General features: G+C 64.1%; 24 protein-coding genes. 18 read left to right on the top strand and 6 right to left on the bottom strand.

All coding sequences use genetic code 11. The annotated features are described in order from the left end of the window. Positions 1 to 2 precede the first annotated feature (2 nt). Positions 3 to 2,516 (bottom strand): transglycosylase SLT domain-containing protein, encoded by a 2,514-nt coding sequence (locus L0F51_RS20065; protein WP_370642330.1) that lies wholly within the window; start codon positions 2,514 to 2,516, stop codon positions 3 to 5. A gap of 116 nt (positions 2,517 to 2,632) precedes the next feature. Here L0F51_RS20065 and dapA point away from each other — a divergent pair, with 116 nt between their 5' ends. Both dapA and smpB read left to right on the top strand, forming a co-directional pair. Next, the gene (gene dapA, locus L0F51_RS07635; protein WP_234629375.1) at positions 2,633 to 3,511 is read left to right on the top strand and encodes a 4-hydroxy-tetrahydrodipicolinate synthase; all 879 of its coding nucleotides are present in this window, start codon (positions 2,633 to 2,635) and stop codon (positions 3,509 to 3,511) included. A gap of 23 nt (positions 3,512 to 3,534) precedes the next feature. Then, positions 3,535 to 4,008 carry an SsrA-binding protein SmpB gene (gene smpB / locus L0F51_RS07630; RefSeq protein ID WP_128291372.1) on the top strand — a complete coding sequence of 158 codons (474 nt, stop codon included), beginning with the start codon at positions 3,535 to 3,537 and terminating at the stop codon, positions 4,006 to 4,008. A gap of 29 nt (positions 4,009 to 4,037) precedes the next feature. Here the strand turns inward: smpB and L0F51_RS07625 are convergent, their stop codons facing one another. The 3 genes from L0F51_RS07625 to L0F51_RS07615 form a co-directional block, all read right to left on the bottom strand. Then, positions 4,038 to 4,397: a hypothetical protein gene (locus tag L0F51_RS07625; RefSeq protein WP_234628615.1), complete on the bottom strand. Its 360-nt coding sequence runs from the start codon at positions 4,395 to 4,397 to the stop codon at positions 4,038 to 4,040. Positions 4,398 to 4,512: 115 nt separating this feature from the next. Beyond that, positions 4,513 to 5,208: a uracil-DNA glycosylase gene (locus L0F51_RS07620; RefSeq protein WP_234629374.1), complete on the bottom strand. Its 696-nt coding sequence runs from the start codon at positions 5,206 to 5,208 to the stop codon at positions 4,513 to 4,515. A 29-nt stretch (positions 5,209 to 5,237) separates the two neighbouring features. Beyond that, a complete protein-coding gene (locus L0F51_RS07615) occupies positions 5,238 to 5,879 on the bottom strand; it encodes an NYN domain-containing protein (protein WP_234628614.1) in 642 nt (213 codons plus the stop codon). A 185-nt stretch (positions 5,880 to 6,064) separates the two neighbouring features. Between L0F51_RS07615 and rpoZ the strand changes: the two genes are divergently transcribed. From rpoZ to L0F51_RS07540, 15 genes are all read left to right on the top strand, one after another. Then, positions 6,065 to 6,433, top strand: a complete 369-nt coding sequence (rpoZ, locus tag L0F51_RS07610; protein ID WP_234628613.1) for a DNA-directed RNA polymerase subunit omega — start codon at positions 6,065 to 6,067, stop codon at positions 6,431 to 6,433. A 180-nt stretch (positions 6,434 to 6,613) separates the two neighbouring features. After that, positions 6,614 to 8,812, top strand: a complete 2,199-nt coding sequence (locus tag L0F51_RS07605; RefSeq protein WP_234628612.1) for a bifunctional (p)ppGpp synthetase/guanosine-3',5'-bis(diphosphate) 3'-pyrophosphohydrolase — start codon at positions 6,614 to 6,616, stop codon at positions 8,810 to 8,812. 52 nt (positions 8,813 to 8,864) lie between these two features. Beyond that, complete coding sequence (locus tag L0F51_RS07600; RefSeq protein ID WP_234628611.1) at positions 8,865 to 9,455, top strand: DUF2062 domain-containing protein; 591 nt, start codon at positions 8,865 to 8,867, stop codon at positions 9,453 to 9,455. Further along, the gene (locus L0F51_RS07595) at positions 9,452 to 10,213 is read left to right on the top strand and encodes a pyridoxine 5'-phosphate synthase (protein ID WP_234628610.1); all 762 of its coding nucleotides are present in this window, start codon (positions 9,452 to 9,454) and stop codon (positions 10,211 to 10,213) included. The genes L0F51_RS07600 and L0F51_RS07595 overlap by 4 nt, the downstream gene beginning before the upstream one ends. After that, on the top strand, positions 10,210 to 10,611 hold the full coding sequence (gene acpS / locus L0F51_RS07590) for a holo-ACP synthase (RefSeq protein WP_128291379.1): 402 nt from the start codon (positions 10,210 to 10,212) through the stop codon (positions 10,609 to 10,611). Before L0F51_RS07595 ends, acpS begins: the two co-directional genes overlap by 4 nt. A 116-nt stretch (positions 10,612 to 10,727) precedes the next feature. Next, positions 10,728 to 11,498 (top strand): signal peptidase I, encoded by a 771-nt coding sequence (gene lepB, locus L0F51_RS07585; RefSeq protein WP_092810699.1) that lies wholly within the window; start codon positions 10,728 to 10,730, stop codon positions 11,496 to 11,498. Continuing rightward, positions 11,495 to 12,196 carry a ribonuclease III gene (gene rnc / locus L0F51_RS07580; RefSeq protein WP_234628609.1) on the top strand — a complete coding sequence of 234 codons (702 nt, stop codon included), beginning with the start codon at positions 11,495 to 11,497 and terminating at the stop codon, positions 12,194 to 12,196. The genes lepB and rnc overlap by 4 nt, the downstream gene beginning before the upstream one ends. Further along, positions 12,187 to 13,137 (top strand): GTPase Era, encoded by a 951-nt coding sequence (gene era / locus L0F51_RS07575; protein WP_234628608.1) that lies wholly within the window; start codon positions 12,187 to 12,189, stop codon positions 13,135 to 13,137. The genes rnc and era overlap by 10 nt, the downstream gene beginning before the upstream one ends. A 295-nt stretch (positions 13,138 to 13,432) precedes the next feature. Next, positions 13,433 to 13,975, top strand: coding sequence for an inorganic diphosphatase (gene ppa, locus L0F51_RS07570; RefSeq protein WP_128291383.1), 543 nt, complete (start codon positions 13,433 to 13,435; stop codon positions 13,973 to 13,975). Between the two features lie 148 nt (positions 13,976 to 14,123). Then, complete coding sequence (gene recO / locus L0F51_RS07565; RefSeq protein ID WP_234628607.1) at positions 14,124 to 14,864, top strand: DNA repair protein RecO; 741 nt, start codon at positions 14,124 to 14,126, stop codon at positions 14,862 to 14,864. A 103-nt stretch (positions 14,865 to 14,967) separates the two neighbouring features. Beyond that, positions 14,968 to 15,672 carry a metal-dependent hydrolase gene (locus L0F51_RS07560; RefSeq protein ID WP_234628606.1) on the top strand — a complete coding sequence of 235 codons (705 nt, stop codon included), beginning with the start codon at positions 14,968 to 14,970 and terminating at the stop codon, positions 15,670 to 15,672. Between the two features lie 154 nt (positions 15,673 to 15,826). Next, positions 15,827 to 16,114: an Asp-tRNA(Asn)/Glu-tRNA(Gln) amidotransferase subunit GatC gene (gatC, locus tag L0F51_RS07555; protein WP_234628605.1), complete on the top strand. Its 288-nt coding sequence runs from the start codon at positions 15,827 to 15,829 to the stop codon at positions 16,112 to 16,114. A gap of 3 nt (positions 16,115 to 16,117) precedes the next feature. After that, on the top strand, positions 16,118 to 16,597 hold the full coding sequence (locus L0F51_RS07550) for a GNAT family N-acetyltransferase (RefSeq protein ID WP_205649834.1): 480 nt from the start codon (positions 16,118 to 16,120) through the stop codon (positions 16,595 to 16,597). Positions 16,598 to 16,607: 10 nt separating this feature from the next. Continuing rightward, a complete protein-coding gene (gatA, locus tag L0F51_RS07545) occupies positions 16,608 to 18,089 on the top strand; it encodes an Asp-tRNA(Asn)/Glu-tRNA(Gln) amidotransferase subunit GatA (RefSeq protein ID WP_234628604.1) in 1,482 nt (493 codons plus the stop codon). Further along, positions 18,086 to 18,475 (top strand): RidA family protein, encoded by a 390-nt coding sequence (locus L0F51_RS07540; protein WP_234628603.1) that lies wholly within the window; start codon positions 18,086 to 18,088, stop codon positions 18,473 to 18,475. The genes gatA and L0F51_RS07540 overlap by 4 nt, the downstream gene beginning before the upstream one ends. A gap of 9 nt (positions 18,476 to 18,484) precedes the next feature. Here the strand turns inward: L0F51_RS07540 and L0F51_RS07535 are convergent, their stop codons facing one another. Both L0F51_RS07535 and L0F51_RS07530 read right to left on the bottom strand, forming a co-directional pair. Next, entirely contained in the window at positions 18,485 to 19,906 is a 1,422-nt protein-coding gene (locus tag L0F51_RS07535; RefSeq protein ID WP_234628602.1) for an MFS transporter, read from the bottom strand. 433 nt (positions 19,907 to 20,339) lie between these two features. Continuing rightward, positions 20,340 to 20,681: a DUF6455 family protein gene (locus tag L0F51_RS07530; RefSeq protein WP_234628601.1), complete on the bottom strand. Its 342-nt coding sequence runs from the start codon at positions 20,679 to 20,681 to the stop codon at positions 20,340 to 20,342. Between the two features lie 214 nt (positions 20,682 to 20,895). On the opposite strand from L0F51_RS07530, the gene L0F51_RS07525 reads away from it, so the two are divergent. Further along, positions 20,896 to 21,204, top strand: coding sequence for a hypothetical protein (locus tag L0F51_RS07525; protein WP_234628600.1), 309 nt, complete (start codon positions 20,896 to 20,898; stop codon positions 21,202 to 21,204). Positions 21,205 to 21,262: the final 58 nt, after the last annotated feature.

Genomic DNA, 21,262 nt, shown 5'->3' with positions numbered 1-21,262 from the left:
GGCTAACGGACCGGGTCGCCGTGCGCCAGATCCTTGGAGATGGAGAGCGTGTGGCCGAGGCGGCTGCGATAGGCCTGGAGGTTTTCCATCACCTTCTGGACGTAGTTGCGCGTCTCGTCGAAGGGGATGCGCTCCACCCAGTCGACGGGATCGGTCTCCGCACCGCGGGGGTCGCCGTAGCGTTTCACCCAGTCGATGGCGCGGCCGGGCCCGGCATTATAGCCCGCAAAAGTCATTATATATGAGCCGCGCAGATTGGTCAGAAGTTCGCCGAGATGGGCGGCGCCCAAGGTGGCGTTGTAAGCGGGGTCGCTCGACAGGCGCACGAGAGAGAAGGGAAGGCCGATCTGCCGCGCCGTAGAGCGCGCGGTCGCCGGCATGAACTGCATCAGCCCGCGCGCTCCGACATGGCTGGTGGCCGACGGATTGAAGGCGCTCTCCTGTTTGGAGACCGCATAGAGAAGTGCGCGATCGACGATCGCCGGCTGCGGAATGTCCGGCGGGACGACGATGAGCGGCGCGCGCAGGGCCCCGACCTCGACGCCGCGGGCATCGGCGCGGGCGGCGGCGAGCATGCCGTAATGCGGTTCGTTGATGCGCCGGGACAGCGTATCGAGAAGGGAAAGCTCGCCCGGACTCTCGACCTTGTCGCCGAGCGCCATGAAAAAGGCGCGGGTGCGGAAATTGTGCTGTGCCGCCGCGAGGCGCTTGATGGCGTGCACTTCCGGCCTTGCGGCAAAGCGCAGCCTGTCGAGGGCGGTCGGGCGCGGCCGGAGTTCGAGCCCCGTATGGGTGAGGCCCAGAGCTTCGCGCGACAGCTGACCATAATATGTGGCGCCATGGCGGGCGGCGACGGAATAGGCCTTGGCCGCCTGATCGGCATGGCCGCTCGCGGCATGGGCGCGACCGAGCCAGTAATAGCCGCGCGCGATGGAGCGCGGCTGCGTGGCGACGGCGGCGATCCTCGCAAAATGCGCCCGCGCGGCACGCGGGGAATCGAGATAGCGCAGTGCCAGCCAGCCGGCATGGAATTCCGCTTCGACGATCGCCTCCGGCGATTGCGCGGCATGGGTGGCGGCGACGGAATAAGCGAGGGCGGGGTAGCCTTCTTCCAGAAGCATGCGCGCCAGATCCTTGCGCAGCTCCCACCACCGGTCGGCATCACCCAGCCTGGTGCCGTCGCGCTCCACCAGGCTCATGCGCAGAGCGGCTTCGACAAGCTGGTCTTTGCGAATGAGCATGAGGATGCGGGCGTATTCCCAGGCGGGCTCTCCACGGAAACGCGTCTTGATGGCCATCAGGCTCGCGGTCGAGCCGCCGCGGTCGACGGCGGCGGCGACGGCACGCGCCAGCTGGTCGTAGCCCGGACCGATCGCCTGGCCGACACGGATCGCCTCGCCGGTGCGCTTGTGCAGGAGAAGTCTGCGGAAGCGGTAGAGGTGGTCTTCTTTTGAGAGCGCGTCGGCATGCTCGGCCAGAATATGCGCCATCTGCGTGCTCGACAGCGATTCCTCGCGCCAGATGCGGCGAACGATTTTCCGGCTGCGCTTGTGCCAGCCGCGCTCCGAATAGATGTCGGCGAGCCGCAGCCAGCCATCATCCGTCATCGGCGCGCCTTCGGCGTAGAAGGCGAGAAGGGCTTCGCCCGTCGGATGCGTGCGCAGGAGCGCCTGTTCGGCGCGCAGCCTGAGGAGGTCGGGATCGGGCCAGTCCGGGTGGTCGCGCGCGACTTCCTCGATCGTGGCCGGGGCGAGGCCGGAGAAGGGCGCGCGGGCGACGAAGAAGCGAATGAGTTCGCGGTCGAACGCGTTCGGCAGGGTCTCGGAGAAGGCGAGTGCGCTCGTATAGGCATCGGCCGTCACGAGATCGAGGCCGCGCTTCAGGAGGTCGGCCTGCGAAAAGCCGTAAGGCGGGCGATCGTTCTTCATCCGGTTCAACCGCTCAGCCGCGACACCCATCGGAATCGGACGCGGGCGCGGCGCCAGAAAGGCGAGCTCCTGCGATCCGGTCTTCTCTGCAGCGTTCTCTTGTGACGGGGCCGGCTTCTCCGTTTCGGCCGAGAGCGTCTCGCCGGTTCCGATCGAGCCGGTGGTCGTTTCGGGCTCGACGCTGGCCGAGGCGTCCCCATCCGTCTCCTGGGCCGGGTTTTCATCGGCGCCGACGGATGCGGTGTCGGCAGCGGCGGTTTCTTCAGGCGCAGCGTTTTCGGGGGCCGCATTCTCGGCGGTCGAATCTTCGGACGCCGAGGCGGGTGTCGCCTTCGCTTCCGCGACATCGCCCGGCTTTGCGTCTGAGGTTGCGGTGCCGGTGGCGGTGGCGTCTGCGGCAGGGCGAGGCGCGGGCATGGCTTCAACGCTCGCCGGGGCCTTTTCCACCGGGCGCGGCTTCGGCAGCATCGGCGTTGCGGGTGCGGCGGTCGCCACGGGGGCGGCAAGCACGAGCAGAAACTCCCCAGCCGCGATGGCCAGGGCGAACGCTGCGGCGATCGCCGCGAGTTTCCTGCTCGGCAAGATCACGTGTTCGGTTCTGCTTCCTTGCGGCCCCAGAGCGGAGGCGGTGCGCTTGCTCTTGCCAGGATGCGCCACTATCGTCCGCCGCCACAGTCAAAAGGACAGAATTTTTGGGCCAAGTTATGTTCAAGGGGTCAATTCCGGCGCTGGTGACGCCCATGCGCAACGGTAATGTCGATGAAGAGGCGTTCCGAAGCTTCCTGGAATGGCAGATCGGTGAGGGCAGCCACGGCTTCGTGCCCGTCGGCACGACCGGCGAATCACCGACGCTGTCGCATGCCGAGCACAAGCGGGTGGTGGAATTGTGCGTCGAGGTCACGGCCAAAAGGGTGCCGGTGATCGCCGGGGCCGGCTCCAACAATACGCGCGAGGCGATCGAGCTTGCCGAACATGCGGAGAAGGCGGGTGCCGATGCCGTGCTGGTGGTGACGCCCTATTACAACAAGCCGAGCCAGAAGGGCCTCTACGCGCATTTCAAGGCGGTGGCGGACGCGATCTCCATCCCGATCATCATCTACAACATCCCGCCGCGCTCGGTGATCGACATGAGCGTGGAGACGATGAAGCAGCTCTTCGAGGATTGCCCGAACATCACCGGCGTCAAGGACGCGACGGCCAACCTCGTGCGCGCCAGCCTGCAGCGCCAGGAGATCGGCACGGAGTTCAATCAGCTCTCCGGCGAAGACCCGACGGCGCTCGGCTTCATGGCGCATGGCGGGCATGGCTGCATTTCGGTGACGGCGAACGTCGCGCCGAAGCTCTGTTCGGAATTCCAGAAGGCCTGCATGGCGGGCGATTTCTCGACCGCGCTCAACTATCAGGACCGGCTGATGCCGCTCCATCGCGCATTGTTCCTTGAGCCGAGCCCGGGACCCACCAAATATGCACTCTCGGCGCTCGGAAAGATGAGCGAGGAAGTGCGCTCTCCGATCACCACGATCGGAGAGGAGACCAAGAGCGAGGTGCAAGACGCGCTTCGCCATGCCGGGCTCCTCAATTAACGCAAGGTTGCAGTTGGATTTCGATGGCGAAGAAGACGACGACGAACAACAAGGTTGTGGCCGACAATCGGCGCGCTCGTTTCGATTACGAAATCGGCGAGACGATCGAGGCTGGCCTGCAGCTCGTCGGAACGGAGGTGAAGAGCCTCCGGCAGAACAAAGCCAATATCGCGGAATCCTATGTGAGCCCGGAACGCGGTGAGGTGTGGCTGATCAACGGCAACATCCCGGAATATGTCCAGGCGAACCAGTTCAACCATGATCCGCGACGCAAACGCCGGCTGCTCTTGCATCAACGCGAGATCGACCGGCTGTCGCAGAGCGTCGACCGCGAAGGCATGACCATCGTGCCGCTGCGGCTTTATTTCAACGATCGCGGCATCGCCAAGCTCGCGATCGCGCTCGCCAAGGGCAAGAAGACCCACGACAAGCGCGAGACCGAGAAGAAACGCGACTGGCAGCGCGAGAAGAACCGGTTGTTGAAGGAGCTCGGCTAGCCGGGCTCCTGCTGAGGCTCAGGGGCGGCTCAGGAGAGGAGCTCGCTTGAGCTTGCGCGTCTTTCGGCGAGATAAAGCGCCCGGGGCGGAACGGCGACGCCGGCGAGCAGGAATGCGAACACCATAAAAGCTGCGGCCATCAGATTGAAGCGCCGCACCGGCGCGCCGAAATCCTTCAAAATTTCCAGAGCTTCCTCGGCCTGGCTCGATGGCACGCGCAAGGCGACGCCGCCGAGTGCAACGCTGTAATGCCAAGCGACGGAGGTGTGCTGCTGCGCCACCGGCACCACGACAATGCCGTGGGCCTTAAGCATGGAGATGGCGAGCGATGTCTGGCTCGGACCATAGACATACGCGATCGTCGTCAGATCTTGTGTCGGCTCGGCCATGCCCTTCCCCCCCATTTCGATGAATGGCGTAGCCTTTCAATCAATGTCGCGGCAAGGTTGCGCCGATGTCTGAATGCCGGCTGGAATTTCTTGGTTAGCGAACGATTAACGCGGCTTACTCCAAGAGATTGCGGATCTCCGCGAACACGCCTTTGAACATTTTTTCCGTCAGAACACCGGTGTTCGTGTTGTAACGCGAGCAATGGTAGCTGTCGAAAAGGCGGAGGCCGCCTGACGTCTCGTGTGGGATTTCGTGCACCGCTCCATGGCCGAAGGGCGCGTCCTTGAGGCGCAGGCCGAGGGTGCGCACGACGCTGTCATGGGCGATGCGCCCGAGCGCCAGGATGGCCGCAAGATCGGTGTGGCGGGCGATGGTCGCGGCGAGGAATGGCCGGCAATTGTTGATCTCCGCGCCGACCGGCTTGTTCTGCGGCGGCACGCAGCGCACCGCATTGACGATCGCCGCATCGACCAGTTCGAGCGTGTCGTTGGGATCGGCGCGGTATTCGCCGCGCGCGAAGCCATATTCGATCAGCGTGTCGTAGAGGAGATCACCGGCATAATCGCCGGTGAAGGGACGCCCCGTGCGATTGGCGCCGCGCAGGCCCGGCGCCAGACCGATGATCAAGAGCCTGGCCGAAGAGGGGCCGAAGGTCGGCACGGGCGCGTTGTGCCAGGACGGCTCTTTGGTCCGCCACTCGTTGCGGAATTCGACGAGGCGCGGGCAAAGGGGGCAATCGGGGGGCGGGCAATCGCGGGGCGGGTTCGCGGGCGGACAGGCGCCGCGGGAGGTTTTTGACGAAGACGGCAATTCCCCCGCGGCCGGGTTTTCAGCGTATTTCACCGGGCGCTCGTGTCGACTTCATCATCGTCGTCGTAATAATCGAACTCGTCGTCCTCATAGGAGCCGGGGCTGCCTTCGCTCTCGTCATCGGAGGCGGGACGCGTGCGGGCGGGGCCGGCACGGCCGAATTCGGCCGACATGTCGGCAAGCTCCAGAAAATGATCGGCCTGGCGGCGCAGTTCGTCGGAGATCATCGGCGGCTGCGATTTCAAGGTGGAGGCAACGGTCACCTTCTTGCCCTTGCGCTGCAAGGCGTCGACCAGATAGCGGAAGTCTCCGTCGCCGGAGAAGAGGATGAGATGGTCGATGTGCTCGGCGATTTCCATGGCATCGACCGCGAGCTCGATGTCCATATTGCCCTTGACCTTCCGCCGGCCCTGCGCATCGGTGAATTCCTTCAAAGGCTTGGTGACGATGCGGTAACCATTGTAATCGAGCCAATCGATCAAGGGGCGGATTGAAGAATATTCCTGATCTTCGGCGAGCGCAGTATAATAAACCGCGCGCAAGACATAGGCTTTCTTGCGAAAACTATCGAGAAGACGACGATAGTCGATGTCGAAACCAAGCGAGCGGGATGTCGCGTAAAGATTGGCTCCATCCAGAAATAAGGCGACTTTTTCACGCGCATCGAACATCGTGAACCTCCTCTAAGACAATGTGTTTTCTTGGAAATTTTTGCCGCACCAAGAAAGTTGCCAACGCCTATGCGAGGGATTCGGCGCTTTCAAGGCAGGCTGTTCGTAAACCTTGCGGGACTGTTGAAAAAGGCCTATGGGAAGCCCAATTCCCTTTTTCGAATGATTTTTGAGGAGGTGCATCCATGGCGCGCGTCACCGTGGAAGATTGCGTCGACAAGGTCGATAACCGGTTCGATCTCGTGCTTCTTGCGGCGCACCGCTCGCGCACGATCTCGAACGGTTCGCCGCTGACGGTGGACCGGGACAACGACAAGAACCCCGTCGTTGCCTTGCGGGAGATTGCCGACGAGACGATTCAGCCCGAGGATATGAAAGAAGATCTCATTCATTCCTTGCAGAAGTTCGTCGAGGTCGACGAGCCGGAGCCGGCTCCGGAAGAGATCGAATCCCAGAGCGGTGCGGAAGACGAAGTGACCTTCGACCGCATGAGCGAAGAAGAGCTCCTGCGCGGTCTGGAGAGCCTCGATCCGCCCGAGCGGCGCGACGACTGAGAACGGCCTCAGCGACATCGGCGGCGGGGTCTTCCCCGTCGCGACGATAAAGCCCCGCCGATGCGGGGCTTTTTTTGTCGCACGGATGCGCTCAGCCTTTGTAAAGCCTATATCCGGCAAAATGCATTGAAAGCGGTTCACTAGCCGCGCAGGGCTACAAGGCCGCGAGGACGTCTGGGGATGATGCGCCAATACGAGCTGGTCGAGCGGGTTGCCGCCTACAATCCAGCCGTCAATGAAGATCTGCTCAATCGCGCGTATGTCTATGCCATGAAGAAGCATGGCACGCAGAAGCGCGCCTCCGGCGATCCCTACTTTTCCCATCCCCTCGAAGTCGCGGCCATCATCACCGAACTCAGGATGGACGACGCCTCCGTCGCCGTCGCGCTTCTGCACGACACGATCGAAGACACGAGTGCCACGCGCGACGAGATCGACAAGCTCTTCGGCACCGAGATCGGCCGCCTCGTCGACGGGCTGACGAAAATCGACCGGCTCGATCTCATGTCGCGCGAGGCGCGGCAGGCTGAGAGCCTCAGAAAGCTGCTTCTCGCCGTCGCCGACGATGTGCGCGTGCTTCTCGTCAAGCTCGCCGACCGTCTGCACAATATGCGCACGATCCAATACGTGCCGGAGGCGAAGCGCGGCCGCATCGCCGAAGAAACGATGGAAATCTATGCGCCGCTCGCCGGGCGCATGGGCATGCAGGCCGTGCGCGAGGAGCTGGAAGAACTGTCCTTTCGTACGCTCAATCCGGAAGCCTATGCGACGATCGCGGCGAAGCTCGTCGATCTTCGCGAGCGCACCGGTGGCGACATCGAGACGATCCAGGTGGCGCTTGAAAAGAGATTGCAGGACAGCGGCATCAAGGGCGAGATCCGGGGCCGGCAGAAGCGGCCTTATTCCATCTTCGCCAAGATGCAGCGCAAGGCCGTCGGCTTCGAGCAATTGTCGGATATTTTCGGCTTCCGCATCTTCTTCCACGACGTGAGCGACTGCTACCGGGCGCTCGGTGCGGTGCATACGGAATGGCGGATGGTGCCGGGGCGCTTCAAGGATTACATCTCCACGCCCAAGCAGAACGGCTATCAATCGCTGCATACGACGGTGGTCGGGCCGGGCAAGCAGCGCGTCGAGCTGCAGCTTCGCACCTATGCGATGGACCGGATCGCCGAATACGGCATCGCCGCGCATCCGCTCTACAAGGACGGCATCGCCGCCGACCGGGACCGGCTGGCGCGCGAATCCTCCGCCTATGCCTGGCTGCGGCAGACGGTCGAACACATCGCCCATGGCGACGCGCCGGAAGAGTTTCTGGAAAACACCAAGCTCGAGCTCTTCCAGGACCAGGTCTTCTGCTTCACGCCGAAGGGCCGCCTCATCGCGCTGCCACGCGGCGCGACGCCGATCGACTTCGCCTATGCGGTGCACACCGATATCGGCGACACCTGCGTCGGGGCCAAGGTCAACGGCAAGCTGACGCCCCTCGTGACGCCTCTGGAAAACGGCGACGAGGTGGAGATCGTGCGCTCCGAAGCGCAGCGGCCGCCGCCCGCCTGGGAATCCGTCGTCGTCACCGGCAAGGCACGCGCCGCCATCCGGCGTGCCACGCGTGCGCATGTGCGCAAGCAATATGCGGGGCTTGGCCGCCACACGCTGCACCGCGCTTTCGAGCGGCTGGAGGAGCCGTGGTCGGAGGCGCGCCTCAAGGAGCATGTCGGCCATTTCGGCTTCGAAGACGTCGAGGATCTCCTCGCCGCCGTCGGGCGCGGCCAGGTCAACGCCGATGCGGTGATGAACTCCGTCTTCCCCGAGCGCATGACCGTGGCGCAGGCGGGCACGCGCACCAATACCTGGCACGATAGCGCGCGGGCGAGCCTCGGCTTCAACCTCGACGAAGAAGGCCGGCGCGGCGCGCATGACGACAACGCTCTGCCCATCCGCGGCGCGAGCGGCGACATGCCGATCCGTTTCGACCCGGAAGGCGGTGCCGTGCCCGGCGACCGCATCGTGGGCATCCTCACACCAGGCGAGGGGATTACCATCTATCCGATCCATTCTCCGGCTTTGACGGAGTTCGAGAACGAGCCGGATCGGTGGGTCGATGTGCGCTGGGATATCCCTGAGGGCTCTGCGGAGCGGTTTCCGGCGCGGATTCGCGTGTCGACGCTCAACGAGCCCGGGTCTCTTGCCGAGATTGCAGATTCGATCGGTCGCAGTGACGGAAATATTGACAATCTTCGGATGCTGCAGCGCCGTCGTGACTTTACCGAGCTTGAAATCGATCTAGAAGTCTGGAACCTCAAGCATTTGAACCACATCATGCGCAACTTGAGGGCGAAATCGGTGGTGAGCGGCGTGGTGCGCGTCAACGGATAGAGTGGATTTCGGGCCGCTGCGTCATGCGGGCGGAGAGATCAGAAGGCGAAAGATGCTGTTTCGCAGACGTATAGAGGAAGGTCGTTTTCAGCGCTTGCGCGTCTGGCTCTGGCCGCGTTCGAGCTGGCGGCGGTCGTTTCTCTATTTCATGAAGCGGATTTTAAGGCTCTCCGCGACGCCGCATGCGATCGCCGCGGGCTGTGCGGCCGGCGTCTTCACCTCGTTCACGCCGTTTCTCGGCCTGCATTTCGTGATTTCCTTCGCGATCGCCTGGCTCATCGGCGGCAACCTCATCGCCGCGGCGCTCGGCACCTCGATCGGAAATCCGCTCACTTTCCCCTTCATCTGGGCCGCGACCTACAAGCTCGGCCATCTCCTGTGGCGGGGGCAGCACGAAATGCCGCCCGCCCGTCTCGGTCACGATCTGGTGGAGAAATCCTTCGACCAGCTCCTGCCGATCCTGAAGCCGATGACGATCGGGGCGGTGCCGCTCGGGCTCGTCGCCGGGATCATCACCTACACGATTGTCTACAGGCTCGTTGCGGCCTATCAGGCGGCCCGGCGGGAACGTTTCGTGGCGCGGCGCAAGCCGGCGGCGAGCGATGCCCCGCAGAACGGTGCAAGCTTCAACGGAATTCAATGACCTCTTCGCTTCGGCTCGGCATCAACATCGATCACGTGGCAACGGTGCGCAATGCGCGCGGCGGCGACCATCCAGACCCCCTGAGAGCGGCGAAAATCGCCGAGGAGGCTGGCGCCGACGGCATCACCGCGCATCTGCGCGAAGATCGCCGCCATATCCGCGACGGCGATATCGACCGGCTCATGAGCGAGATCTCGCTGCCGCTCAATCTGGAGATGGCGGCGACCGACGAGATGCTCGAAATCGCGCTGAAGCACGGCCCGCATGCGGCCTGCCTCGTTCCGGAAAGGCGCGAGGAACGCACCACGGAAGGCGGGCTCGACGCGGCCGGCAGCATCACGCGGCTCGGGCCGATCGTGAGCGCGCTCAACGAACGGGGCGTGCGCGTTTCGCTGTTCATCGAGCCGGCGAAGGCACAGCTCGATGCGGCGCGGACGCTTCACGCGCCCGTCGTCGAACTGCACACCGGGCGCTTCTGCGATCTCTGGCGCGAGGGCGACGAGGCCGGCGCCGAGGAAGAGCGCCAGCGCATCGCGGAGATGGCGCGCTACGGCGCTTCGATCGGGCTCGAAGTGCATGCCGGCCACGGGCTCGGCTACGACAATGTGGCGCCGATCGCTGCGCTTGCCGAAGTCCGCGAGCTCAATATCGGCCATTACCTCGTCGGCGAGGCGATCTTCGTCGGGCTCGGCGAGAGCATCCGCGAGATGCGCCGGCTGATGGATGCCGCCCGCGCGGAGGCGGGAGAGGCGGCATGATCATCGGCCTCGGCTCCGATCTCATCGACATTCGCCGGGTGGAACAGACGCTCGACCGCTTCGGCACGCGCTTCGTCGAACGCGTCTTCACCGAGGTGGAGCGCGCGAAATCGGAACGCCGGCGGATGCGGGCGGCCTCTTACGCCAAGCGCTTCGCCGCCAAGGAGGCCTGCTCGAAGGCACTCGGGACAGGGCTTCGGCAGGGCGTCTTCTGGCGCGATATGGGCGTGGTCAATCTCCCATCCGGCAAGCCGACCATGCGGCTGACCGGCGGGGCGGCGGAAGTGCTTGCCCGCATGACGCCCGAAGGCTACGAAGCGCTCATCCATCTCACCATCACCGACGACGGCCCGCTGGCGCAGGCTTTCGTGGTGATCGAGGCGGTGCGCGCAGACTGACGGCGCTGCCGCATTCAGGCCTCAAAGACAGAATTAATGCGCAGCGGAGACGGCCCGGCGTTGCAGGCGGGGGACGCTGCCGTTAAACCCGCGAGCAATTTCCCAAGGACGGAGCCATGAACGTGGCCGAACGCAGCGCCGAATCCGAGAAAGCCAAATCGAGCGGAGGCCTGGGCGAAACGCTCAAGGTCGTCATCCAGGCGCTCTTGATCGCGCTCGTCTTCCGCACCTTTCTCTATCACCCTTTCAACATTCCTTCCGGATCGATGATGCCGACACTTCTCGTCGGCGATTATCTCTTCGTCTCGAAGTTCAGCTACGGTTATTCGCGCTACTCTTTCCCGATCGATCTGTCGTTCATCCATGGCCGCATCTGGGAAGGCGACGGGCCGAAGCGCGGCGATGTCGCCGTCTTCCGGCTGCCGCGCGATCCCAAGACCGATTACATCAAGCGCGTCATCGGCCTGCCGGGCGACAAGATCCAGATGAAGAACGGCCTCCTCTACATCAACGGCACGCCGGTGGAGCGCGAACGCGTCGAGGATTACACCGGCGAGAACGCCTTCGGTCAGGAGATCAAGGTCGCGCAGTACCGCGAGACGCTGCCGGACGGCGTCAGCTATATGACGCTCGACCTGACGCCGAACGGCGAGAAGGACAATACCGGCGTCTACGAAGTGCCGGCCGGCCATTATTTCATGATGGGCGACAATCGCGACAATTCCTCCGACAGCCGCTTTCTGAATTTCGTCGGTTTCGTGCCGGAAGAAAATCTCGTCGGACGCGCCGAGGTCATCTTCTTCTCCGTCGAGGAGGACAGCCATGTCTGGGAATTCTGGCGGTGGCCGTGGTCGTTGCGTTACAACCGGTTGCTTGAAGCATTATGAGCGGCAAGGCTTCGCTCGGCGATCTTGAAGAGCGGATCGGCCATCATTTCGCCCGCCCGGACCTGCTGAAGCGCGCGCTCACGCATGCGAGCGCCATCGGTGACGAGCGGCGCGGCGATCCGCTGAATACCTATGAACGGCTGGAGTTCCTGGGCGACCGGGTGCTGGGCCTCGTGATCGCCGATCTGTTGATCGAAGAATATCCGCAGGCGCCGGAGGGCGAGTTGTCCCGCCGGCTCGCACGACTCGTCAATCGCGACGCCTGTGCGGAAGTGGCGGAGGAGATGCATCTCGCCGAGCATTACCGCGTCGGCGAGAGCCTGGCGCGGGCGACGGAGCGCACGGCGCGGTCGATCCTCGCCGATACGTGTGAATCGGTGATCGGCGCGGTCTTCCGCGATGCCGGCCTGGATGCGGCCAAAGTCATCATTCACCGTTTCTGGATCAAGCGGCTGCGGACGATGCAGGGCCCGCTGCGCGACGCCAAGACCGAATTGCAGGAATGGGCGCATCGCAACGGGCACGGCACGCCGCGCTATCAAGAGAGTGGACGCAGAGGACCGGACCATGCGCCGGAATTCTCCGTCAAAGTGTTGATCGAAGGCGCCGAAGGGGCAGAGGGCCGAGGCCCGTCGAAGCGAGAGGCCGAACATGCGGCCGCTTCCGCCATTCTGCGTCGCGAGGGGGTATGGCTGTGACAACCGAGCTTGAGAGCCCGGCATCATCTGAAAGCGAAGAGCGAACGCGGGCGGGCTTCGTTGCCCTGATCGGCGCGCCGAATGCGGGCAAGTCGACGCTGTTGAACCAGCTCGTCGGCACCAAGGTGGCGATCGTCACGCACAAGGTGCAGACGACACGCTCCGTCATCCGCGGCATTGCCATGCACGAGGGTGCGCAGATCGTCTTCGTCGATACGCCCGGCATCTTCGCGCCGAAGAAGCGTCTGGAAAAGGCGATGGTGAGCACCGCCTGGGCGCAGGTGGCCGATGCCGACATCACCGCCGTTCTCATCGATGCACGTGTCGGTCTCGACGAAGCCGCGCTCGGCATCATCGATCGCCTGGGCGAATCCGGGGCCCGCGAGGACAAGCGCGTCCTGATCTTGAACAAGATCGACCTCGTGCGCCGCGACGCGCTTCTCGCCATCACGGCGGAGGCGAATGCGCGGCTGCCGTTCTCGCGCACCTTCATGGTGTCGGCGGCGAACGGCGACGGCGTCAGCGACCTCCTGGAGTTTTTCTCCGGGGCGATGCCGGAGGGGCCGTATCTCTATCCCGAAGATCAGGTGTCGGACCTGCCGATGCGCGCGATCGCGGCCGAGGTGACGCGCGAGAAGCTGATGCTGCGCCTGCATCAGGAGGTGCCGTATTCGGCGACGGTCGAGACGGAAAGCTGGGAAGAGAAGCGCGACGGATCGGTGAGGATCAGCCAGGTGATCTTCGTGGAGCGCGAAAGCCATCGCAAGATCCTCCTCGGCAAGGGTGGCGAGACGATCAAGCAGATTTCGATCGCCGCACGCCGCGAGCTGCACCACATGCTGGAGCGCAAGGTGCATCTCTTCCTGTTCGTGAAGGTGCGCGAGGGCTGGACCAACGATCCGGAACGCTACCGGGAGATGGGGCTGGAATTTCCGAAATAGGGGCGCTGCGGCGCTTGTCGTAAAGCGAAATTCACTTTCCTCAGCCTATAAGCTCTTCCAGTCGATGATGCCGATCCCAGCCGAAAGGTGCATTGAGCCCGATCTGCCGGCATGGCAGAGCGCATTTCTTTCAGCGGTAAGGCCATCTCGCGCTTGGCTTTGCCGGCGCAGCTTTCGCCAAGAGACGCTGCGCTCCGGAATCTTCCTGAATCGTCTCAAAGGGCTGGCGGGCGATTTCAAACTTATGAATCTACTTTAAGAAGGGCAGCACGAGCAGCCCGCTGCGAGGATCTTCATGGACCTACGTCATATCTCTGTCGGCAAGAACCCGCCCCGGGATCTTCATGCCATCGTCGAAATTCCGCTCGGCGGCATTCCGGTGAAATACGAGCTCGAGAAGAAGTCGGGCGCGATCTTCGTCGATCGCTTTCTGCACACCGCGATGTTCTATCCGGGCAATTACGGCTTCATCCCGCACACGCTGTCGCCGGACGGCGATCCTTGCGACATCATGGTGGTGAGCCAGGTGCCGGTGGTGCCGGGCGCGGTCATCCGCTGCCGCCCCGTCGGGGCGCTGATCATGGAAGACGAATCGGGTGGCGACGAGAAAATCATCGCCGTGCCGGTCGACGCGCTGCATCCGTTCTATACCGGCGTGCGCAGCTATCTCGATCTGCCGCAGATCATGTGCGAGCAGATCGCCCACTTCTTCCAGCATTATAAGGATCTGGAGAAGGGCAAGTGGGTCGATGTCGGCCGCTGGGTCGACACCGAAGGGGCCGAACAGCTCGTCCTGGAAGGCATCGAGCGCGCCAAGGCCAAGGCCGCCGAAAAGTAAGCACTACCAAGACGCGGCGCGATGCCCGGTGCGTCGCGTCGCTTGCTCCATGCCCGTGTCGCGCTTGCCTGCGTTTCCGCCGGATCGCCCCATCGCAGGCGAACGAGAAGTGTTTCCGTCACCGGATGAAACGCTCTAAGCCTGCGCCATGGAATGGTCGGAGCACGGTATCGTCCTGTCCACGCGCCGGCATGGCGAGGCGGACATCATCCTGGAGGTGATGACGGAAACGCGCGGCCGTCATCTCGGCCTCGTCAAGGGCGGGCGCTCGCGCCGGCAGCGGCCGATCCTGCAGCCGGGCAATACCCTGTCCCTCACCTGGCGGGCGCGGCTCGACGCGCATCTCGGCAATTTTCGCGCCGAACCGATCACCGAACGTGCCGCTGCCATCATGGCCGACCGGACCGCGTCCTACGGCATGCAGCTTCTCTCCGCGCATTTCAGGCTCCTGCCGGAGCGGGACCCGCATCCGGCCCTGCATGCGGCGCTCAGGACGCTCCTCGACGGGGCGCTCAGCGCCGATGCCGCGCGCGAGGGCTTTGCCGCGGGGATGGTGCATTTCGAGATCATGCTGCTGGAGGAGCTCGGCGTCGGGCTCGATCTCACCGCCTGTGCCGCAACGGGTACGACGGAGCGGCTCGTCTATGTGTCGCCGAAATCCGGCCGTGCGGTGAGCGAAGGGGCGGGGGCGCCCTACCGGGACCGATTGCTGCCTCTGCCGGCCTTTTTGCGCGCAGGCGGCGGCGAGGCGCTGCCCAACGAGGAAGATCTGGCGGCAGGCTTTGCCATGACCGGGCTTTTTCTGGAACGGCATGTGCTGGCGCCCAGGGGTCTCGGCCTGCCCGAGATGCGCCAGGCCTTTATCCGCACGGCGCTGGCGCGACCGTGAACGTTGCCGTGCCGGGTCTTATCATGCCGCGCGCGTTATCCGGCGCCCTCGTCATGTCGTGAAAGCCCGCTAGAGTTATCGCCGAACAAGGGAGGCTTATCTCATGAAAGTAACCTGGCTCGGACATTCCGCATTCCGTCTCGACTTCGCCGACAAGGTGGTGATGATCGACCCGTTCCTGTCAGGCTCGCCGGTCTTCGAGGGCGATCCGCTGGAGGCCGCCAAGGGCGCGACGCATGTCTTGCTGACGCATGGCCACGACGACCATATCGGCGACACGGTCGACATCTGCAAAGCGACGGGCGCGCAGTTCGTCTCTTCCTTCGAAGTGTGCATGTATCTGGCGCAGAACGGCGTCAACGGCGACAACGTCAATCCCGGCAACCACGGCGGCACCGTCGATTGCGGCGGCTTCACCGTCTCCTTCGTCAACGCGCTGCATTCCTCCTCGACGATGGTCGACGGCACCCCGGTCTATCTCGGCAATCCGATGGGTCTCGTCGTCAAGGCGCCGGGCGAGAAGGTGCTCTACCATATGGGCGACACCGACATCTTCGGCGACATGGCGCTCGTTCATGAGCGGCACAAGCCGGAAATCGGCATCGTGCCGATCGGCGATCGTTTTACGATGGGTGGCGAAACGGCGGCGCTCGCCTGCCAGCGCTATTTCGATTTCTCGAAGATCTTTCCCTGCCACTATCGGACGTTCCCGCTGGTCGATCAGGCACCGGACAAGTTCCTGGCGGCGCTCGGCGACGATGCCGGCAAGGTGCTGGTGCCCCAGGTCGGAGAGACGATGGAGGTCTGAGGCCTGGTGGTTGTGAACGGCTGAGAGGGCGGGGCGGCGTTTTTGTCCGCCCCTGCAATCTCCTGCCGGCATCGGATGGTTGGAATGCCGGGGCGCGGGGCGTTGCCGCGCCGGTTTCTGCGGTCTATAGCGGGCCGGAGAAGAGGGGTTTTTTATGTCCGTCGATCTTTCCACCGTCAAACGCGTCGCGCATCTCGCCCGCATCAAGGTCACCGAGGAAGAGGCCGAGGGCCTGCGCGGCGAGCTCAACACCATTCTCGGCTTCGTCGAGCAATTGCAGGAAGTCGATGTCGAGGGCGTCGAGCCGATGACCTCCGTCGCCGCGATGACGCTCAAGATGCGCGCCGACGAGATCACCGACGGCGCCAAGGCCATCGACATCGTCGCCAACGCGCCTTTGAGCGAGGACAATTTCTTCCTGGTTCCCAAAGTCGTGGAATGAGCCGTGACGGCGGTTCTGGAACAATCGGTTTCTATCGCTGCGGAGCCTCCCGATCAGCCGGAGGTGCATGCGCTCATCGCCGACCTCAACGCCTATCTTCTGTCCTTCTATCTTCCCGAGGCCTGCCACCACATGACGGTGGCGGAACTGTCGGAGCCCAATATCGTCTTCTTCGTCGCCCGTGAGCGGGGAAAGGCGGTCGGCTGCGGTGCTCTGCGGGTTCTGTCTGAGGACGAGGGCGAGGTGAAGCGGATGTATGTGGCGCCGGGCCAGCAGGGGCGGGGCCTCGGCCGGCTGATCCTCACGGCGATCGAAGCGCGTGCCCGCGACATGGCGCTTGCCACGCTTCTTCTGGAAACCGGCGACCAGCAACCGGCCGCCCTCAATCTCTACCGTTCGGCCGGCTTTGCCGTCCGCGGTCCCTATCTCGATTATCCCGATGACGGCGTCTCCATCTTCATGGAAAAACGCCTTTCCAACTGAGCCGATTTCGATGACCGATCTTACTTCCCTTACCATCGCCGAGATCGGCGATGGCCTCGCCGCCAAGTCGTTCTCCGCCGTGGAGCTGACGGAGGCGTATCTGTCCGCCATCGACGCGGCGAACGATGCGCTCAACGCCTATGTGGCCGTCACGCCCGACAAGGCGCGCGAGATGGCGAAAGCTTCCGATGAGCGCCTCGCCAGGGGCGAGGGTGGGACGCTCGAAGGCGTGCCGCTCGGCATCAAGGATCTCTTCGCCACCGAAGGCGTGCATTCGCAGGCGGGCTCGCACATCCTCGACGGCTTCGAACCGCGCTACGAATCGACGGTGACCGCCAATCTGTGGGCCGACGGCGCGGTCATGCTCGGCAAGCTCAACATGGACGAGTTCGCCATGGGCTCCTCCAACGAGACTTCGTATTACGGCCCGGTCGTCAGCCCGTGGCGGGCGAAGGGGTCGAACACCGATCTCGTGCCGGGCGGTTCCTCGGGCGGTTCGGCGGCCGCGGTTGCCGCCAATCTCTGCGCCGGCGCGACGGCGACGGATACGGGCGGTTCGATCCGCCAGCCGGCGGCCTTCACCGGCACGGTCGGCATCAAGCCGACCTATGGGCGCTGCTCGCGCTGGGGCATCGTCGCCTTCGCCTCCTCGCTCGACCAGGCGGGGCCGATCGCGCGCACCGTCAAGGACGCGGCGATCATGCTGAAATCCATGGCCTCGGTCGATGCGAAGGATTCCACCTCCGTCGACATCGCCGTGCCGGATTATCCGGCCGCGCTCGGCGAAAGCGTCAAGGGGCTCAAAATCGGCGTGCCGAAGGAATACCGCGTCGAGGGAATGCCGGAGGAAATCGAAAAGCTCTGGCAGCAGGGCATCGACTGGTACCGCGACGCAGGCGCCGAGATCGTCGAAGTGTCGCTGCCGCACACCAAATACGCGCTGCCGGCCTATTACATCGTGGCGCCGGCCGAGGCCTCTTCGAACCTCGCGCGCTATGACGGCGTGCGCTATGGCCTGCGCGTCGACGGCGACGACATCATCGACATGTACGAGAAGACGCGCGCGGCGGGCTTCGGCCGCGAGGTGAAGCGGCGCATCATGATCGGCACCTATGTGCTCTCCGCCGGCTATTACGACGCGTATTATCTGCGCGCCCAGAAGGTGCGCACGCTGATCAAGCGCGATTTCGAGGATGTTTTTGCCGCGGGTGTCGACGCCATTCTGACGCCGGCGACACCGTCGGCCGCCTTCGGCATCGCCGATCAGGAGATGAACTCCGATCCGGTGAAGATGTATCTGAACGACGTCTTCACGGTGACGGTGAACATGGCCGGGCTGCCGGGCATTTCGGTGCCGGCCGGCCTCGATGCCAAGGGCCTGCCGCTCGGCCTGCAGCTCATCGGCCGTCCCTTCGACGAGGCGACCTTGTTCAAGGCCGGGCAGGTGATCGAAGACGCGGCTGGCGCGTTCAAGCCGGAACGCTGGTGGTGAGCCGCAAGAACATCTCCTCGGCGAGCCCGTTCGAGCCGATCATCGGCTTTTCGCGGGCGGTCAGGGTCGGCAACCGCGTTCTCGTCGGCGGCACGGCGCCGATCGGCGAGGACGGCAAGGCGTTCGCCGTCGGCGATGCGGCGGCGCAGACGAGGCGCGTGATCGAGATTGCGAGGATCGGGCTCGAAGACGCGGGGGCGAGCCTTGCCGATGTGGTGCGCACGCGCATCTTTCTGACCCGCCGCATGGATTGGGAGGCGGTCGGACGCGCCCATGGCGAGGCGTTCGGCGAGATCCGCCCGGCTTCGACGATGGTGGTGACCGCGGGGCTCATCGATCCCGACTGGCTCGTCGAGATCGAGTTCGAGGCGGTAATCTCCGAATAAACAGGTCGCTCAGAGCTTGCTGAGGCCGCCGCCGCTGCCGGAGGCGGGGCCAGCGATATGGCCGCTCATCTCAGAGCCCGCATCGTCCGGCAGGCGTAAGAAGAAGAGCATCGAGAGCGCGGAGACGATCGCCACGCCGTAAAAGGCGAAGTGGAAATCGCCGATCTCGATCCCCCCGCCGTGGCTGAGCATCGAGACTTCCAGAAGTGTGCCGCCGACGGCGACACCGGTCGCGAGCGAAATCTGCTGGGCCGTCGCCCAGAGGCTCGTCGCATGGCTCATGCGCTCGTGGTCGATATCGGCGAAGGCGAGCGCGTTGAGCGAGGTGAATTGCAGCGAGCGGGCGAAGCCGCCGGCAAGCAGCAGCCCCATCATGACGAGCGCCGGGGTTTCCTCGGTGAAGAAGCCGATGACGCCGAGGAAGGCCGCGCCGATCAGCGTGTTGGCCACGAGGACGGCGCGAAAGCCGAGGCGGCGCAAAATGGGCTGCGCCAGAAACTTCATAAACAGGGCGCCGGCCGCGCCGGTGAAGGTGATGAGGCCGCTCTGAAACGGGCTGAGGCCAAAACCCATCTGCAGCATCAAGGGCAGGAGAAAGGGCATGGCGCCGACGCCGATGCGGAAGAGCGTGGCGCCGCCGAGGCTCAAGCCGAAAGACGGCACGCGGATGAGGGAGAGATCGACCACCGGATAGGCGACGCGCCGCGCGTGGCGGAGATAGGCGAGAGCGGACACGCCGCCGATGACGATCATCGTCTGCCAGGCGATCGCCGGCAGCACGCCGAGGCTTGCGACCGAAAAGCCGAAGACGAGGCCTGAACTCGCGAGCCCCATCAGCACGACGCCGAGCGAATCGAGCGGGCGCGTCTCCTCCGATTTCAATTCCGGCACGAAGCGGAGCGCGAAGAAGATGCCCAGAACGCCGATCGGAATGTTGATCAGAAAGATCCAGTGCCAGGAGAAATAGGTGGTGATAAAGCCGCCGAGCGGCGGACCGGAGATCGGCCCAAGCAGAGCGGGGATCGAAAACCACGCCATCGCATTGACGAAATCGCGCTTTTCCACCGTGCGCATGATCACGAGGCGGCCGACGGGCGTCATCATGGCGCCGCCCAGCCCCTGCAGGAAACGCGCGCCGACGAAGTTCATGAGCGAATTGGACGCGGCGCAGGCGAGCGAGCCGATCATGAAGACGACGATCGCCGAGGTGAAAACCCGCCGCGCGCCGAAACGGTCGGCCGCCCAGCCGGAGACCGGGATGAAGATCGCGAGCGACAGAAGATAGACGGTCAGGGCGAGCTTGAGCGCGATCGGCGTGGTGCCGATGTCGGCCGCGATCTGCGGGAGCGAGGTGGAAATCATGGTCGCGTCCATGTTCTCCATGAAGAGCGCGACCGCGACGATGAGCGGGATAAGACGGTGGGCGGGCATTGAAAAAGAAAGGCTGGGACGGAGGTCTTATTCCCGCGTTTTGTCGCAGGGCGCAATCTTTTCAATGCAGGAGGGAAGGCGGAATGCCTGACCTGCGGGAGCTGACGGCGAGGGTTATGCCATCACCGGGAGGGTGCAGCGCGTGCGGCGAGAATCAGTCTGGCGCAGAAGAAATCTCGCGGAGGTTGTGCGCGAGGCTCGTCAGTGAGGTGCGGTGTGGCGGTTTTCTCGGACGACGGCCAGGTCGCCCCTGTCTCACGCCTCCAGCAGAATGGAGCTCAGGCGAAATGCGCCCCAAGCTGATGGGGCAGGCGGAGACGGAGCGGATCCTTGGCACGAGACCGAAGTCCCGAGCTCCCCCCAAGCCGCTCACGTCGCCGCCTACCCCGGCCCCCATCCGGTGGGCGTATTCGCTTTGGCTGCCCTCCGAGGTTCAGGCAGAGGCGCCGAAGCGGACGCCGCGCCGATCAATCGAGTGCCAGGCACTCACATCGGCGCTTTCGGACCGGGCCTGTCTCGGATCGCCGTCTAACTGGGCGGCGAGTGCCTCGATAAGTTGCAGGTTCGGGCAAAAAGCAGGCGCGTCCGCATTCTCACCGTCTGCAAGGTATGCTTCGCAAGGGCATACAGAGTCGCAGGTGATACAGCGGCCGAGGGCGTTGCGCGTCTCGTTGTCGCCGAGCATGTTCGTGACATCGCTCGGGCCCAAACCGTAGATCGCCATCATTCGGCGCATCCGGTTCAGGTGTTCGAGGTAGCGCTTCTTGAGTGCCATACTCGCCTCCGCCGTGCTGCGGGCTGCCCGCGTATGGCGAAATTATGGCCATGGCGGCAGCCCAACATTGATCAGGATCAATTGGCGGGTCCTGCGCGTGTTAACTGAAAATTTACGATGGCAGCAACTCGGCCGGGAACACTTCGTCCTGTTAACCATTTCCAGCTCGATTTGCCTCAATTTGGGCAAGGTTGATCGAGCGCTGGGGAGTAGCATGAGACGAGAACACTGGCGTACGGCGCGGCAGATGCTCGCTGTGGCTGCATTGTCGGCGGCGGCCATCGGAATGCTGGCGGCGAGCGTTTCCGCGGCCAGGGCCGCCGATCTCGATGTCGGCTATTATCCCCCGGTCAATCCGCAGCCGCAGGTCGTGGTGTGTCCGATCGGCGGGGAGACCGTGAAGCTCTTCGACAAAGAAGGGCGGCCGACCGTTCCGGCGCGCACACCGTATTTCTATTGCGCCACCGGCGAGACGCTCCTGCCGGGCGAGATCCCGCCGCCGCCGGAATATTGCTGCTACTGAGGTTCGGCCTCTGGGGGTCAGGCCTCTGATGTCGGACTTCTGATGTCCCATCTTGGGG

The sequence above is a fragment of the Afifella sp. H1R genome (genome assembly GCF_021462425.1).
Classification (GTDB): Bacteria; Pseudomonadota; Alphaproteobacteria; order Rhizobiales; family Afifellaceae; genus Afifella; species Afifella aestuarii.
The sequence above is the reverse complement of the archived record's forward strand: the minus strand, read 5'-3'. Positions and strand labels throughout refer to the sequence as shown.